We start from the raw sequence: 16,197 nt of genomic DNA, 5'->3' as shown, positions 1-16,197 counted from the left end.
AGCGCCGGGACGCGACCGACCGCAGGCGTTTTGCGACGGCGCGACCCAGAGGGAGTATGTTCCACGAGGTCGTTGACGACCGCGGAAGCGGGCCCGACGTCGACGCGGACGAACCGGCGGCGGCGGAGTTACTCGCGGCCTTCGAGACGCTGGTCACGGAGGCCGCGTCGGGCGTCGACGGCGACCGGCTCGTCGGCGAGGTCGGCCTGACGGAAGCGGACGCGAGCGCCGTCCGCGACGGGGACGTCGCGGCGCTCTCGCTCGCGGACGCGGCGGCCGTCCTCGCGGCGGCGGAGCCGGGGCGCGACGCCGACGCGATGGTCGCGGAGGTGCGCGATCACCTCCTGATGGGGATGGCGACCGCCGTCCTCGACGTCGACGCGATCGCCGCGCGGATCGACGCCGACCTCACCGGGCAGGAGGTCCAACAGGCGCTGGAGGGGCGGACCAGATTAACTCTTGGCCAGCTCGCGGAGATACTCGCGGTCATCGAGCGTCGGAAGCCATGAGAGTCGTCGTCGTCGGCTGCGGCTACGTCGGGCTGGCGCTGGCGGAACAGCTCGACGCCCGCAGCCACGAGGTCGTCGGTGTCCGCCGGTCAAACGCCGGCCTCGACGCGGTCGACGCGGTCGGCTCCGGGGTCGAGGCCGTCCGGGCGGACGCGACCGATCCCGAGTCGCTCTCGGCGCTACCGGACGCGGACGCGGTCGTCTTCGCGGCCAGCTCCGGCGGCCGCGGTGCCGACGCGGCCCGGGAAGTGTACGTCGACGGCTTGGCGAACGTCGTCGACGAGTACGGCTCGCGGGCCGCGCCGCCGGACCGGCTCGTGTACACCTCCTCGACGGGCGTGTACGGTGACCACGACGGCGGGTGGGTCGACGAGGAGACGCCGGTCGACCCGACCACGGAGAAGACCCGCGTCCTCGCCGAGGCCGAGCGGATCGCGACGGAGCGCGCGGCCGACGCCGGGATCGACGGGACCGTCGTCCGGTTCGCGGGGCTGTACGGGCCGGAACGCTACCGGCTGGATCGGTACGTGGATGGCCCGGTGACGGCCGGTTACCTGAACATGGTCCACCGCGACGACGCCGCGGGATCGATTCGACATCTGCTGGAGACGGACCGCGCACGCGACCGCGTCGTCCTCGTCGTTGACGACGAGCCGGTCGGCAAGCACGTGTTCGCCGACTGGCTCGCGGACGCCTGCGGCGTCCGGCGCCCGGAGAAGCTGTCGAAGGACGAGCGGATCGCGGCGGGGAACCTCTCGGCGGCCGCGGAGCGCCGGATCCGAACCAGCAAGCGCTGTTCGAACGCGCTGCTCCGCGAGCTCGGCTACGAGTTCGCTCATCCCACGTTCCGGTCCGGCTACCGCGACGCGGTGCGAGCGTACCGGACGCGGACCGAGTAGCGCGTCTCGGACGGACGGCGGCCGGTTCGGCCCGTCGTCGTCCGACCGCGGTCGGTTCCGTCGGTTTCACTCCGTCAGAACGGTAACGAACCTTCATGTGTCGGGAGCGACTCGACACAACGCATGCGAGCGATGAGCGCGGTCGGCGACCGACTCTCGCAGGCGGAGGCAATGGTCCGGGAGAACCCGGAGATCGCCGTCGCCGGGGCGCTCATCGTCCTGATCGTCGTCGCCGTGGGGCTCGTCGTGCTCCGTGCCCGCCGGACGCCTGGAGTCAGGTTCCGCCGGCTGCTGGCCGACGAGGACGAGATAACGGTGTTGATGCACCCGAACCCGGACCCCGACGCGATGTCGGCCGCGGTCGGCGTGGCCTCGCTCGCCGATCAGGTGGACGTCGACGCAACCGTCCAGTACCCCGGTCAGATCCGTCATCAGGAGAACCGGGCGTTCCGGACGGTCCTCGACTTGGAACTGGAGCCGATCGAACACGTGAGCGACCTCGCGTCGGAATCGGTCGTCTTGGTCGACCACAACGAGCCGCGGGGGTTTGCCGGCGCCGACGGCGTGTTGCCGATGGCCGTCGTCGATCACCACCCCGGCGACGGCGCCGGTGGATCGTTCACCGACGTACGGACCGACTACGGCGCGAGCGCGTCGGTCGTCGCCGAGTACTTTCAGGACAACGACGCGGTCCCCGTCCCGCCGGACAAACACGCGAGCGAGACCGGGAGCGACCTGACGCTGTCGACGGACACGGCGACCGGGCTGTTGTACGGTATCTTGGCCGACACGAAACACCTCACCGTCGGCGCCAGCGAGCCCGACTTCGCGGCGGCCGCGTACCTCTATCCGGGCGTCGATCAGGACCGGCTCGACCGGATCGCGAACCCGGCGGTCGACGCGGAGGTGCTGGAGGTGAAGGCCCGGGCGATCGCCGGCCGTCGCATCGAGGGGTCGTTCGCGGTCGCGGACGTCGGCGGCGTGAACAACGTGGACGCGATCCCGCAGGCCGCGGACGAACTCATCCAGCTGGAAGGAGTCAGCGCGGTCGTGGTGATCGGCGAGCGAGACAAGACCGTCCACCTCTCGGGACGCTCGCGGGACGACCGGGTCCACATGGGTAACGCGATAGCGGCCGTGCTGGACGACGTCGACAACGGGAACGGTGGGGGGCACTCCCGGATGGGCGGCGGTACGATCGAACCGGAGCTCGACCCCACCGGGGAGGAGCCGAAGACCGTCGACCGCGACGCCCTCGCCGACGGGCTGTTCCGGGCGATGGCCGGGGACGTGTGACCGCGATCGACGCGGCGGGCCGGCGGGGCGAGGCGTCCACGCCGGACGTGAGCGTGCGGATTTAAGTTCCGGGCGGCGATCCCTCCGCTATGTACATCGCTGACGCGCTCGACGACGGGTGGCTCGCGCTCGCCGGCGTCGGCGCCGGCTACGGTATCGCGGTCGGACTGGTGTTCCTGCTGGTCTTCGTCGTCCCGTACCTAGCCGTCACGGCGCTGTAGCGGGGCGCTTTCGTCAACGACCGAGAGGTGAAAACAGCGATCGGCGGGTCTCGATCTGTGGTCGTCCGGGTCTCAGGCGAACGCCAGCGAGTCGTCGGCGTTCGTCTCCTCGTCCTGCCGGAGCTTCTCGTGGGCCTCGAGGAAGTCGTCGAGCGTGACCTCCGTGCGGTCGTCGCGGATAGCGAACATCCCGGCCTCAGTACAGATCGCCTTGATGTCGGCGCCGGAGGCGTCCGGTGTCAGCTCGGCGATTTCCGCGAAGTCGACCCCGTCGGCGAGGTTCATGTTGCGGGTGTGGATCTGGAAGATGATCTCGCGGCCCTCGGTCTCCGGCTTGGGAACCTCGATGAGCCGGTCGAAGCGGCCGGGACGGAGGATCGCGGGGTCGAGCATGTCGAAGCGGTTGGTGGCGGCGATGATGCGGACCTCGCCGCGCTCGTCGAAGCCGTCCATCTCGCTGAGTAGCTGCATCATCGTGCGCTGGACCTCAGCGTCGCCCGAAGTCTTCGAGTCCGTCCGCTTCGAGGCGATGGCGTCGATTTCGTCGATGAAGAGGACGGCGGGCTGGTTCTCGCGAGCGACTTCGAACAGGTCCCGGACCAGCTTCGCGCCCTCGCCGATGAACTTGTGTACCAGCTCGGAGCCGGCCATCTTGATGAACGTCGCGTCCGTCTCGTTGGCGACCGCCTTCGCGAGCATCGTCTTTCCGGTGCCCGGCGGGCCGTACAGCAGCACGCCGCTCGGGGGCGTGATGCCCACATCCTCGAACATGTCGGGGTGTTCGAGGGGCATCTCGACCGTCTCGCGGACCTCCGTCATCTGGTCTTCGAGCCCGCCGATGTCGGCGTAGGTGACATCCGGGGAGTGTTCGACCTGCATCACGCGGGCGCGGACGTCGGTCTCCTTCTCCAGCTTCTTGACCACCGAAAGCGAGTTGTTGACCGCGACGCGGTCGTCGGGGTCGAGCTGCTCGCGCAGCTCGTCGGTGATCTCGGTGAGCGCCTCCTGGTTGTTCCCGTGCTGTTTGATCACGGCGCCGTCGGGCGTTATCTCTTGGACCGTCGCCACGAACAGCGGGGACTGCTTCAGCTTCTTGTTCTCGTGAGTGAGCCGCTCGAGCTTCTGCTGGTACTTGTTGTTCTCCGCGTTGGCGTCGAGGAGCTTGTCGCGCATCTCCTCGTTTTGCGACTCGAGGACGTCGAGCCGCTCCTGTAAGGAGTCGATCTTCTCTTGTTTCGACGCCGAGCCCTCGTAAGGCATGTCGACGTCGTCGACCGTATCGCTCATTGTGTTTATTAAAGGGTCTCGCGGATAAGAGGCTTCGGGTGGGGGCACGATGGCGGCCGTACCGCCGGCGAACCACCGAACGACGGCGGTCCGGGTCTACGCTGATTCGCAGGTTTGACGGGAAATAATTCCCAGTAGTAATCAAAATGGATAGTAAATATTATTATCCGGCATGCCAAGGATCGGTATACGAATGAGCACGACCGACGCCGTCACCGCCGACGACGGGACCGCGGACCGCTGGGCGGCCGTTCGCGACCTGCCGCCGAGCGCCAAGCTGGTCGCGAAGGTGTTAGACTACAACGACACGCTGACGCAGAGCGAACTGGCCGAGGAGACGCTGCTCCCGCCCCGGACGGTCCGGTACGCGCTGTCGCGGCTCGAGGAGGAGGACGTCGTCGACTCGCGGTTCTCCTTCACTGACGCCCGCAAGCGGCTGTACTCGCTGGGTATCTGAGCGCGGACCGCCCGATCCGCCGCCGACGCTGACGCCCGGACCGCCCGCGTGCGACGATTTATCGGCGATACCGCGGCAGTCGTCCCGTGGTCTCGACTACCGCCGTCAAGCGCGCGCTGGCCGCGCTCGCGACTCGAACCGACACCGCGAGACGTCCGTACGTCGCCGTGATCGACGAGGCGGACGCCGCGCGATCCGACCTCCGGCGCGCGGCCGGATTCGTCGACGCGATCGGGCTCGACGGGCTGGCGGAAGCGATTGACGCCGCGGACCGCGCGGACGACGACGCCGCCGTCGAGCGGGGGCGCGGCGCGCTCGCCGCGTACCGGTCGTTCCGGCGGGCGGCGGCGGGCGACGCCCCCGGAAACGACCGCGAGGCGAACGCCGGGAGCGACGCCGACCAAGACAGCATCGGCGACCGAGACGGCGGCGCCGAGCGCGATCACTTCCGCTCCGGCCCCGGAATCCCTAAGCCGGACACCGGCCAAGACGCGGACAGATGACACGGGTGATCCACACCGGCGACACCCACATCGGGTACTCGCAGTACCACTCGCCGGTCAGACGCCAGGACTTCCTCGACGCCTTCGAGGCCGTGGTCGACGACGCGGTCGACGGCGGCGTCGACGCGGTCGTCCACGCGGGCGACCTCTTCCACGACCGCCGGCCCGACCTCCAAGACCTGATGGGGACGATTTCCGTCCTCCGTCGGCTCGACGACGCCGGAATCCCCTTCCTCGCAGTCGTCGGTAACCACGAGTCGACGCGGGGCGGCCAGTGGCTCGACCTCTTCGAGCGGCTGGGGCTCGCCACCCGGCTCGGCGACGAGCCGGTCGTCGTGGGCGACACCGCCTTCTACGGCCTCGACCACGTCCCCGTCTCGCGGCGCGACGACCTCGACTACGCCTTCGCCGACCACGACGCCGACTACGCCGCCTTGGTCGCGCACGGTCTCTTCGAGCCGTTCGGCTACGCCGACTGGGACACCGAGACCGTGCTGACGGAGAGCGACGTCGCCTTCGACGCGATGCTCCTCGGCGACAACCACACCCCGGACACCGCCGAGGTCGCAGACACGTGGGTCACGTACCCCGGGTCGACGGAGCGCGCGAGCGCGAGCGAACGCGAGGGCCGCGGCTACAACCTCGTCGTCTTCGACGCCGACACGGCGGGCGGCGACGACCGCGTGGAGATCCGGCGCCGCGCGCTCGACACGCGCCCGTTCGTCTTCGTCTCCGTCGAACTGCGCGAGGGCGAGGGCGAGTCGCGGGTCCGCGAGCGCGTGCGCGAGTTCGACCTCGCGGAGGCGGTCGTCCACGTGGAGATCACCGGGGAGGGTGACCCGGTGACGCCGGCTGCCGTCGAGGAGTTCGCGACCGACGAGGGCGCGCTCATCGCGCGCGTCGTCGACCGGCGCGAGGTCGACGCCGACGGCGAGGTGGACGTGAGCTTCGCCGACCCGGAGGACGCGGTCCGCGACCGACTCGACGAGATGGCGCTCTCGACCGCCGCGCGCGACGTGGAGCGCGCGGTCCGCGAGGACACCGTCTCCGACGCGAACGTCCGCGAGACGGTGAAACGCAGGGTCGAGGAGCGGCTGGACGGAGACGGTGATCTCGACGCGTTCGACGCCGTCGAGGCCGGCGGCGACGGAGCCGAATCGGACGCCGACGGAGACGAATCGGACGGCGGCGGAGCCGAAGCGAACGGCGACGCGTCGGAGCCGACGGAGCCGAACACCGAGCCGGAGGCCGCGGAGCCCGAGGACTCCGACCCGGCGTCGACGGATGGCCAAGTCTCCATGGAGGACTACCTGTGAAGTTCGACCGCGTCCGCCTCGCGAACTTCAAGCCGTACGGCGACGCCGACCTGCGGCTGACCGAGGGCGTCACCGTGATCCACGGGCTCAACGGCAGCGGGAAGTCGTCGCTGCTTGAGGCCTGCTTCTTCGCGCTGTACGGGTCGAAGGCGCTCGACGGGACCCTCGGAGACGTCATCACGAACGGCGAGGAGGAGACGGAGGTCGAACTGTGGTTCACCCACGACGGCGTCTCCTACCGGGTCGAGCGGCGACTCAAATCGTACGACGGTCGGATCGACCACAAGTGTACGCTCGAGTCGACCGACGGGAGCGACGTGGCCCGCGACGGCGCGCGCGCCGTCCGCGAGTTCGTCACCGAACTGCTGCGCATGGACGCCGAGGCGTTCGTCAACTGCGCGTACGTCCGGCAGGGCGAGGTGAACAAGCTGATCAACGCGACGCCCCGGGAGCGGCAGGACACGATCGACGACCTCCTCCAGCTCGGGAAGCTGGAGGAGTACCGCGAGCGCGCCGGTGACGCCCGGCTCGGCGTCGAGGACGTGCTGGAGAACCGCCGCGGGCGGCTCGACCAGCTCGACGAGCAGATCGCCGCGAAGGAGGACCGCGACCTCCACGCGCGGCTCAACGAGCTTGAGGGCGAGCTCGGCGACGTCACCGACGACATCGACCGGTACGAGGCCCAGCGGGAGCAGGCGAAGGAGACGCGCGACGCGGCCGCGGAGACGCTGGAGACCCACGCGGAAAAGCGGGAGGAGCTGGAGTCGGTCGAGGCCGAGATCGACGAGATCGAGGCCGCGATCCGCGAGGCCGAGCGCGATCGCGACGACCACCGCGACGCGATCGGCGAGGCCCGCGAGCGGATCGCCGAGGTCGAGGCCGCGATCGACGACCGACTCGACGACGCCGGCCTCGACGCGCCGACCGAGGCGGCCGTCGCGAACCGGCGCGCGGAACTCGACGACCGTGAGGAATCGGTCCGCACGGACCTCGACGACGCGCGGGTGAACGCCGAGGGGCTGCGGAACCAAGCGACGAACCTCGCCGGGAAGGCCGACGACCGCACCGAGCGCGCGGAGGAGATCGAGTCCGAGGCCGACGACCTTGACGACGAGGCCGAGACGGCGGCGGAGGAGGCGGCGGAGCGCGAGTCGTCGATCGGGACGCTCCGCGAGGAGGCGGCGGAGCTCCGCGAACGGTTCGCGGCCGCCGACGTCGACCGCGACGGCGTCGCCGACGAGCGCGAGACGCTGCGCGACGAGCGGGGAGAAATCCGCGAGCGAATCGCCGAGCTGTCGGCGGAGCTGAAGAACGCCCGCGAGCGCGTCGAGGAGGCGGAGGCGCTGCTCGCGGCCGGGAAGTGCCCGGAGTGCGGCCAGTCGGTCGAGGACTCGCCGCACGCGAGCGGGATCGACGAGGATCGCGAGCGAGTGGCGGAGCTCGAATCCGAGCTGGAGGCCGCCCGCGAGCGCGAGGGCGACCTCGACGAGCAGGTCGCGGAGTTGGACGAGCTCGCGAGCGCGGCGGACAGACTCGACGAGATCGACGAGCGGATCGCGACCCTCGAAGAGCGCGCCGAGGAGAAGCGCGCGGCGGCGGAGCGGAAGCGCGAGCAGGCCGCGGAGAAACGCGAGCGCGCCGCCGAGCTCCGCGCTGAGGCCGAGGACACGCGTGAGGTCGCCGCGGAGAAGCGCGAGGAGGCGGAGGCCGCCGCGGCGCGCGTCGAGGAACTCGAAGCCGATCTGGAGGCGGTCGCGGACGCCCGTGAGGCGGTGACGGCGGTCGAGGAGCGCCTGTCGGCGATCGCGGACGCCGAAGACGAGATCGAGCGGCGCCGCGAGAAGCGCGAGAACCTGGCGGAGGTGAACGACGAGCGGCGCGACCGACTGGCGGACAAGCGCGAGCGGCGCGACGAGCTCGCCGACGCCGTCGACGAGTCCGCCGTCGAGACGGCGAAAGAGCGGAAGGAAGAGGCGGTGGAGTACCTCGAGAGGGTCGCCGGCGAGCTCGAGCGACTCGACGAGCGGAGAGAGGAGCTTCAGAACGCGATCGGCGGAGTGAAAGGCGACATCCGCGAGCTAGAGGGGCTCCGGGAGGAGCGCGAAGCGCTCGGCGATCGGGTGGACGCGCTCGAGACGCTCCACGAAGAGACGAGCGAGCTGGAGACGATGTACGGCGACCTGCGGGCGGAGCTCCGCCAGCGCAACGTCACCGAGCTGGAGCGCACGCTCAACGAGACGTTCGAGCTCGTCTACGGGAACGACGCCTACTCGCACATCGAGCTCGACGGCGAGTACGTCCTCACCGTCTACCAGAAGGACGGCGAGCCGCTCGACCCCGAGCAGCTCTCCGGCGGGGAGCGCGCCCTCTTCAACCTCTCGCTGCGCTGCGCGATCTACCGGCTGCTCTCGGAGGGGATCGAGGGCGCGGCGCCGACGCCGCCGCTCATCCTCGACGAGCCGACGGTGTTCCTCGACTCCGGGCACGTCTCGCGGCTCGTCCGGCTGGTCGAGGAGATGCGCGGGTTCGGCGTGCGCCAGATCGTCATCGTGAGCCACGACGACGAGCTGGTGGGCGCGGCCGACGAGCTGGTCACCGTCGAGAAGGACCCGCGCTCGAACCGCTCGACCGTCCGCCGGGAGGACGCGGCGGAGCTCGACGTCGCGTCGCTCGCGGACGACTGAGCGTCACCGCCGCTTCACCGGGTCCTTTTATAAATATCAGACGGCGGCAGGAACGGTAGAAGCCCGCGGCGACGCCGCCGCTGAGAGGGACGGCGGCGACGGCTCGCACCTCCACGTCGGCGCGTGCCTGCGAGCGGCCGCCACCGGCGGCCGCGAGGAGCACGCGCGAGGGAGTCGGGCGCTCCGAGGGCGACCGAAGGGAGCCCGAAGGACGCGCCCGACGAGGCTGGGGAGGCGTGAGGTGCCGTGCGGTCGCGGTCGGGTGGGGCTCAAATGGGCAGCCTCGCGGCCGGGGCTTTGAGCTGTTCGCCGTCGATCTAGATCAACAATTTATAAGCGAACAGCCGCAGCCGGCCGCAGATCGCGGTTATATGTGAGATATCAGTCGCCGTCGCCCTCACCAACCTCGTCGCCCTCGTCCGCCGACCCGTCCCGCAACAGCCCCAGCGCCTCGGCCGCGACCGGGGTCGCCTCGTAGCCGCGTCGCCCCGCGACCTCGGCCTCGTCGACCAGTCCCGCCGCACGGAACTCCGTGAGCGTCCCGTGAAGGTCGGACTCGCACATGTCGGCCGCGTCGAGGAGGTCGATCGCGGCGATCGGTCCCTCGTCGGCGACCACGGCGAGCAGGCCGAGCGAGCGGTCGTCGCGGACCGCCCCGAGCGTCCGGCGGACCGGCTCCGGCACGCCCGAAGCGGCGGTCGCGAGCGGCGACTCGCCGTCGACGACGCTGAGCTCCTCGTTGTCGACGTACCGCTCCGCGCCGGTCGCGGGGTCGCGCACGCGACTCGACTCGGCGGATCGCTTCACGAGGAGGTACGTCTCGCCGTCGCCGTCGCGGACCGTCTGCATGGTCGAACCAGCGCCCCGTCGGACATTACGCTTCCGGGGGATCAGCGGTGGAGTCGGCATCAGTGTCGTCGGCCTCTTCGGGGGGATCCGACTCCGACTCGTCGGCCTCGCCCTGCGAGCGCCGCCACGACCGGTACGTCTGGTACGTTCGGACCCCGGCGAGGAGACCGGCGACGAGCAGCGCCGGGCCGGCCCGCGACCACCCCTCGAAGAACCACACCATGGGGCCGAGCGCGACGAGGAGGACGGCGGCGTTGGCGTAGACGACGGCGACGACGAACGCGCGGAGGGTCCCCTGGTCGACGTCGCTCGCCCCCTCGAAGTCACCGCCGTCGTCGAACGTCTTCACCGACGGGGCTTTGGGGATGTCGGGCGTCATCTCCCGCTCGGCGTCGGAGCTCTCGCCGACGGAGATCTCGCCCTCGTCGTCCTCGTCGAGGCTGAACACGCCCGCACCTACGCCGGGCCGGGGCAAAGGGGTTCCGTCCGGGCGACGCCGCGGCTACGGGAGGAGACGGACGGAGCGCGCGGGGTCGGCGGGCCGGTCAGAGCGCGTCGGCGAGCCGCACCGTTCGGCTCGCTTCGACCCAGGCGAGGGGGTTCGTCGCGTCGAAAAGCACCACGTTCCCGTCGTCCTCGTACACCTCCACCTCGGCGTCGACCGCGTCGGAGTCGGCCGGGCGAGCCGCCTGGGGTCCGGAACGTGGGTCCGAAGACATGGGTCGTGGTAAGAAGTCACACAATATATGCCTTTCCGTGGCGGGATACCTCGCCGCACCCGAAAGCCGTGTTTTTTAGCCGGGTGACGCCGAAGGACGGATATGACTCAGTCGGGGCTGTCGGACTTCTCGTCGGCCGGGGACGCGGACGGCGAGGCCGACGGCGACACGGACACCGAACGGGAGGAGCTGGCCGCGCAGGAGGCGGCCGTCGTCGCCGGGGGCGGACGGGGCCACGTGAACGACGTGGTCGACGTGGACGAGGCGAAGTTCCCGGAGTCGACGGGGACCGTCGAACTGATGATCACCCAGATCGACTACGCCGTCGAGGGGTACGGCAGCGACGAGTACCCGGTCGTCCACGTGTTCGGCCGGCGACCGGCGGAACACGTCGAGGACGCCGACCACGACGTGGTCGAACACCTCCGCGTGCTGGGCGTCGAGCCGTACTTCTACGTCCCGACGGCCGACCTCGACCGCGACCCCGTCGAGGAGTACGACGTGGTGATCGGGACGCGCGAGGCGGGCCCCGACGGCGAGCCCTACGAGAGCATCCGCGGCGAGCCGCTCACCCGGATCGTCACCCGGACCCCGCGCGACGTGGGGAACATCCGCGACGACTTCGCGACCAGCTTCGAGGCGGACATCCTCTTCCCGAACCGCTTCCTGATCGACAACGGGATCAACGGCGGCATCCGCGTCGAGGAGCGGCGCCTCGACGACGGGGAAGAGACGATTCAGGTCCACGAGGGGCACCTCGAACCGGCCGAGGTCGACGCCGACCTGCGCGTGAACACCTTCGATATCGAGGTGGACGACCGCCGCGGCTTCCCCGAGGACGGCGAGGAGCCGATCATCTGTCTCACCAGCCACGACTCCTACGAGGACGAGTACGTCGTCTGGCTGTACGACGCGCCGGAGGCCGAGATTCCCCCGCCGGAAGACCTCCCGGAGTACGAGGGGATCGTCGGCGACGGCGCAGAGGTCGACTTCAGGGTCCGCACGTTCGACGAGGAGGCCGCGATGCTCGACGCGTTCGTCGAGTACATTGACGACACCGACCCGGACCTCCTGACCGGGTGGAACTTCGAGGACTTCGACGCGCCGTACGTCCTCGACCGGCTGGAGGTGCTCGACGACGGGAGCGAGTACGACCTCGACGTCGACCGGCTCTCCCGGATTGGCGAGGTGTGGCGCTCCGGCTGGGGCGGCCCGGACGTGAAGGGGCGGGTCGTCTTCGACCTGCTGTACGCCTACAAACGCACGATGTTCACCGAGCTGGAGTCGTACCGCCTCGACGCGGTCGGCGAGCGCGAGCTCGGCGTCGGTAAGGAGCGCTACACGGGCGACATCGGCGACCTCTGGGAGCAGGACCCCGAGCGCTTACTGGAGTACAGCATCCGCGACGTGGAGCTGTGCGTGGAGATCGACCGCAAGCAGGACGTGATCGCGTTCTGGGACGAGGTGCGCACCTTCGTCGGCTGTAAGATCGAGGACGCGCCGACGCCGGGCGACACCGTCGACATGTACGTCCTCCACAAGGCGTTCGGGAAGTTCGCGCTCCCGACGAAGGGCCAACAGGAGTCGGAGGAGTTCGAGGGCGGGGCCGTCTTCGACCCGATCACGGGCGTCAAGGAGATGGTGACGGTCCAGGACCTGAAGAGCCTCTACCCGATGTGTATGGTGACGATCAACGCCGGCCCGGAGACGAAGGTCGACCCCGACGAGTACGGCGGCGAGACGTACGTCGCGCCCAACGGGACCCACTTCCGGAAGGAGCCGGACGGGATCATGCGCGAGATGGTCGACGAGCTGCTCTCCGAGCGCGAGGAGAAGAAGGCGCTCCGGAACGACCACGACCCGGGCACCGAGCCGTACGAGCAGTACGACCGGCAGCAGGGAGCTGTCAAGGTTATTATGAACTCGTTATATGGGGTTACGGGATGGGATCGGTTCCGCCTCTACGACAAAGAGGGCGCGGCAGCCGTTACTGCGACCGGTCGCGAGGTCATCGACTTCACGGAGGAGGCGGCAGAAGAGCTTAATTATCAGGTAGCTTATGGTGACACCGACTCGGTTATGTTGTCTCTTTCTGATATGTCTGAGCGGGAGGCGATCGAGACCTCCTTCGAGATAGAGGATCACATCAACGAGCGCTACGACGACTTCGCGCGCGACGAGCTCAACGCCGACGAGCACCGCTTCGAGATCGAGTTCGAGAAGCTCTACCGGCGCTTCTTCCAGGCGGGGAAGAAGAAGCGGTACGCGGGCCACATCGTCTGGAAGGAGGGGAAAGAGGTCGACGACATCGACATCACCGGCTTCGAGTACAAGCGCTCGGACATCGCCGGGATCACGAAGGAGGTCCAACAGAACGTCATCGAGACGATCGTCACCGGCGACGACATCGACGAGGACATGGAGGAGGTGAAGTCGTACCTCGAAGGCGTCATCGCGCGGGTGCTCGACGGCGACGTGGACCTCGACGAGATCGGGATCCCCGGCGGGATCGGCAAGCAGCTCGACGCCTACGACACGCCGACCGCGCAGGTCCGCGGCGCGAAGTACGCCAACCGCATGCTCGGGACGAACTTCGGGAGCGGGTCGAAGCCGAAGCGGCTGTACATCGAGAAGGTCCACCCGGACTTCTGGACGCGAATGGAGGAGGAGGAAGGGCTCGACCCCCAGCGCGACCCCCTGTACGGGGAGTTCAAGCGCGACCCGGACGTGATCTGCTTCGAGTACGCCGATCAGGTGCCCGAGGAGTTCGAGGTCGACTGGGAGAAGATGCTGGACAAGACGCTCAAGGGGCCGATAGAGCGCGTGATCGAGGCGCTCGGGATGTCGTGGGAGGAGGTGAAGACGGGGCAAGAACAGACCGGACTCGGCTCGTTCATGTGACTGCCGACGAGCGCGAACGCGCTCTCTGGAAAGCACTTTTCGATTGCTAGAAAATTTCTTGGTCGATATGCGATTTTTGACGGGGAGATGCGTAACCATTAACCCCCTCAACCCCCACCATCGATGTACGAGGCACGAGAATACATATGGCTACTCTCGAAATCAACGATCTTCACGCACGAGTGGCGGAAGAGGGCGGCGAACGCATCCTTCTCGGCGTCGATCTGACCGTCGAGTCGGGCGACATCCACGCGCTGATGGGACCGAACGGCTCGGGGAAGTCGACGCTCGCGAAAGTGATCGCCGGCCACCCCGCCTACGAGGTCACCGGCGGTGAGATTCTGCTCCACCTCGACGAGGCCGACGTCGCCGACGTGGACGTCGACCTCGACGACGAGGACTATCACTGGGAGCTCTTGGAGCTGGAGCCGAACGAGCGCGCCGCGCTCGGCATCTTCCTCGGCTTCCAGTACCCCGCGGAGATCGAGGGCGTCACGATGACGAACTTCCTCCGACAGGCGCTCAACGCGAAGGCGGACGAGCGCGAGGAGCTGTTCGAAGACGAGGAGGAGGAGGCCGCCGAGGCCGAGGCCGAGGACGACGACGAGGGGTACGAGACCTCCCCGATGGAGGGCCCCGCCGACGACGGCGAGATCGGCGTCGCCGAGTTCCAGGAGATTCTCTCCGAGAAGATGGAGCTCCTCGACATGGACGAGAAGTTCATGCAGCGCTACCTCAACGCCGGGTTCTCCGGCGGCGAGAAGAAGCAGAACGAGGTCCTCCAGGCCGCGATGCTGGAGCCGAGCGTCGCCGTGCTCGACGAGATCGACTCGGGGCTCGACATCGACCGCCTGAAAGACGTCTCGAAGGGGATCAACGCGCTCCGCGACGAGCAGGGCACGGGCGTCCTCCAGATCACGCACTACCAGCGCATCCTCGACTACGTCGAGCCCGACCACGTCCACGTCATGCTCGACGGGGAAGTCGTCAAGAGCGGCGGCGCGGAGCTCGCCGAGAAGCTCGAGGACGAGGGGTACGACTGGGTCCGCGAAGACGCCTACGAGGCGGCGTAACCGAATGTGGGCACGCGACACACGTAAACACGGGAATCAGTAACAATACACTATGAGTTCACAACAGGACGACCTCAAGGAGACAGACACCGAGGCTCGCTTCGAGTTCAAGAAGGAGGAGAAGTCCGCCTTCCAGACCGAGAAGGGTCTCACCGAGGAGACGGTCCGCGTCATCTCGGAGGACAAGGACGAACCGGAGTGGATGCTGGAGCGACGCCTGCGCGCGCTCGAGCAGTTCCAGGAGATGCCGATGCCGACCGACTGGCCCGGCCAGCCGGACCTCTCCGAGATCGACATCGACGAGATCGTACCGTACATCCGCCCGGACATCGAGGCCCGCGGCGGCGCCGAGAGCTGGGAAGACCTCCCCGAGGAGATCCAGGACACGTTCGACAAGCTGGGCATCCCGGAGGCGGAGAAGAACGCGCTCTCGGGCGTCGGCGCGCAGTACGAGTCCGAGATCGTCTACCAGAACATGCAGGAGCGGTGGGAGGAGAAGGGCGTCATCTTCTGTGACATGGACAAGGCCGTCCAGGAGCACGAAGAACTCGTCCGCGAGCACTTCATGACGAAGTGCGTCCCCCCGAGCGACAACAAGTTCGCGGCGCTTCACGGCGCCATCTGGTCGGGCGGCTCGTTCGTCTACATCCCCGAAAACACCACCGTGGAGATGCCGGTCCAGGCGTACTTCCGGATGAACTCCGAGGGGATGGGTCAGTTCGAGCACACGCTCATCATCGCCGAGGAGGGCTCCGAGGTCCACTACATCGAGGGCTGTTCCGCGCCGAAGTACTCGGCGTTCAACCTCCACTCGGGCGGCGTCGAAGTGTTCGTGGGCGAGGACGCCCACGTCCAGTACTCGACCGTCCAGAACTGGTCGAAGAACACGTACAACCTCAACACGAAGCGCGCCATCGCCGAGAAGGGCGGGCGCATGGAGTGGATCTCCGGCTCGATGGGCTCGAAGGCGACGATGCTGTACCCCTCGACGATCCTGAAGGGCCGCGGTGCCTCCGACAACCACATCACCATCGCCTTCGCGGGCGAGGGCCAGGACATCGACACCGGCGCGAAGGTGTACCACAACGCGCCCGAGACCAAGTCGACCGTCGAGTCGAAGTCGATCGCGAAGGACGGCGGCCGCACCAACTACCGCGGGCTCGTCCACATCGCGGACGGCGCGGAGAACTCCTCGACGGCCGTCGAGTGCGACGCGCTGATGTTCGACAACGAGTCGACGTCGGATACGATGCCGTACATGGAGATCAACGAGTCGAAGGTCGACGTCGCCCACGAGGCGACCGTCGGGAAGATCGGCGACGAGGACATCTTCTACCTCCAGTCGCGCGGGCTCGACGACGACGACGCCAAACAGATGATCGTCTCCGGGTTCATCGAGCCGATCACGGAGGAACTGCCGATCGAGTACGCCGTCGAGCTGAACCGCCTCGTCGAACTCGAGATGGAGGGCTCGCTCGGATAA

15 protein-coding genes are annotated in these 16,197 nt (G+C 68.5%); 11 read left to right on the top strand and 4 right to left on the bottom strand.

The window, feature by feature from the left end; genetic code table 11:
• Positions 1-56 precede the first annotated feature (56 nt).
• The 4 genes from EO776_RS00975 (at position 57) to EO776_RS19560 (ending at position 2,925) form a co-directional block, all read left to right on the top strand.
• Positions 57-509 carry a DUF5791 family protein gene (locus tag EO776_RS00975; RefSeq protein WP_086216871.1) on the top strand — a complete coding sequence of 151 codons (453 nt, stop codon included), beginning with the start codon at positions 57-59 and terminating at the stop codon, positions 507-509.
• On the top strand, positions 506-1,408 hold the full coding sequence (locus EO776_RS00970; RefSeq protein ID WP_049931726.1) for an NAD-dependent epimerase/dehydratase family protein: 903 nt from the start codon (positions 506-508) through the stop codon (positions 1,406-1,408). The genes EO776_RS00975 and EO776_RS00970 overlap by 4 nt, the downstream gene beginning before the upstream one ends.
• A gap of 123 nt (positions 1,409-1,531) precedes the next feature.
• Entirely contained in the window at positions 1,532-2,704 is a 1,173-nt protein-coding gene (locus EO776_RS00965; RefSeq protein ID WP_049931724.1) for a DHH family phosphoesterase, read from the top strand.
• Between the two features lie 89 nt (positions 2,705-2,793).
• Positions 2,794-2,925, top strand: coding sequence for a hypothetical protein (locus EO776_RS19560; protein WP_254921855.1), 132 nt, complete (start codon positions 2,794-2,796; stop codon positions 2,923-2,925).
• A 72-nt stretch (positions 2,926-2,997) separates the two neighbouring features.
• Here EO776_RS19560 and pan1 read toward each other — a convergent pair whose 3' ends face one another.
• Positions 2,998-4,212: a proteasome-activating nucleotidase Pan1 gene (gene pan1 / locus EO776_RS00960; protein WP_094580727.1), complete on the bottom strand. Its 1,215-nt coding sequence runs from the start codon at positions 4,210-4,212 to the stop codon at positions 2,998-3,000.
• Between the two features lie 193 nt (positions 4,213-4,405).
• Between pan1 and EO776_RS00955 the strand changes: the two genes are divergently transcribed.
• From EO776_RS00955 to rad50, 4 genes are all read left to right on the top strand, one after another.
• Positions 4,406-4,669 (top strand): MarR family transcriptional regulator, encoded by a 264-nt coding sequence (locus EO776_RS00955; RefSeq protein WP_049931722.1) that lies wholly within the window; start codon positions 4,406-4,408, stop codon positions 4,667-4,669.
• A gap of 86 nt (positions 4,670-4,755) precedes the next feature.
• Entirely contained in the window at positions 4,756-5,172 is a 417-nt protein-coding gene (locus EO776_RS00950; RefSeq protein ID WP_094580726.1) for a hypothetical protein, read from the top strand.
• On the top strand, positions 5,169-6,488 hold the full coding sequence (gene mre11, locus EO776_RS00945; RefSeq protein WP_099288939.1) for a DNA double-strand break repair protein Mre11: 1,320 nt from the start codon (positions 5,169-5,171) through the stop codon (positions 6,486-6,488). Before EO776_RS00950 ends, mre11 begins: the two co-directional genes overlap by 4 nt.
• A complete protein-coding gene (rad50, locus tag EO776_RS00940; RefSeq protein WP_094580724.1) occupies positions 6,485-9,172 on the top strand; it encodes a DNA double-strand break repair ATPase Rad50 in 2,688 nt (895 codons plus the stop codon). Before mre11 ends, rad50 begins: the two co-directional genes overlap by 4 nt.
• A gap of 381 nt (positions 9,173-9,553) precedes the next feature.
• On the opposite strand, the gene EO776_RS00935 is transcribed toward rad50, so the two are convergent.
• The 3 genes from EO776_RS00935 to EO776_RS18755 form a co-directional block, all read right to left on the bottom strand.
• The gene (locus EO776_RS00935) at positions 9,554-10,021 is read right to left on the bottom strand and encodes a DUF7346 family protein (RefSeq protein ID WP_086216174.1); all 468 of its coding nucleotides are present in this window, start codon (positions 10,019-10,021) and stop codon (positions 9,554-9,556) included.
• Between the two features lie 25 nt (positions 10,022-10,046).
• Entirely contained in the window at positions 10,047-10,469 is a 423-nt protein-coding gene (locus EO776_RS00930) for a DUF7322 domain-containing protein (RefSeq protein ID WP_086216173.1), read from the bottom strand.
• A gap of 97 nt (positions 10,470-10,566) precedes the next feature.
• A complete protein-coding gene (locus tag EO776_RS18755) occupies positions 10,567-10,740 on the bottom strand; it encodes a DUF7331 family protein (RefSeq protein WP_167373101.1) in 174 nt (57 codons plus the stop codon).
• 102 nt (positions 10,741-10,842) lie between these two features.
• Between EO776_RS18755 and EO776_RS00925 the strand changes: the two genes are divergently transcribed.
• The 3 genes from EO776_RS00925 (at position 10,843) to sufB (ending at position 16,197) form a co-directional block, all read left to right on the top strand.
• The gene (locus EO776_RS00925) at positions 10,843-13,641 is read left to right on the top strand and encodes a DNA-directed DNA polymerase (RefSeq protein WP_094580723.1); all 2,799 of its coding nucleotides are present in this window, start codon (positions 10,843-10,845) and stop codon (positions 13,639-13,641) included.
• Between the two features lie 146 nt (positions 13,642-13,787).
• Positions 13,788-14,714 (top strand): ABC transporter ATP-binding protein, encoded by a 927-nt coding sequence (locus EO776_RS00920; RefSeq protein WP_049931712.1) that lies wholly within the window; start codon positions 13,788-13,790, stop codon positions 14,712-14,714.
• Between the two features lie 52 nt (positions 14,715-14,766).
• Positions 14,767-16,197, top strand: coding sequence for a Fe-S cluster assembly protein SufB (gene sufB, locus EO776_RS00915; RefSeq protein ID WP_129452286.1), 1,431 nt, complete (start codon positions 14,767-14,769; stop codon positions 16,195-16,197).

The sequence above is a fragment of the Halorubrum ezzemoulense genome, from assembly GCF_004126515.1.
GTDB lineage: Archaea > Halobacteriota > Halobacteria > Halobacteriales > Haloferacaceae > Halorubrum > Halorubrum ezzemoulense.
The sequence above is the reverse complement of the archived record's forward strand: the minus strand, read 5'-3'. Positions and strand labels throughout refer to the sequence as shown.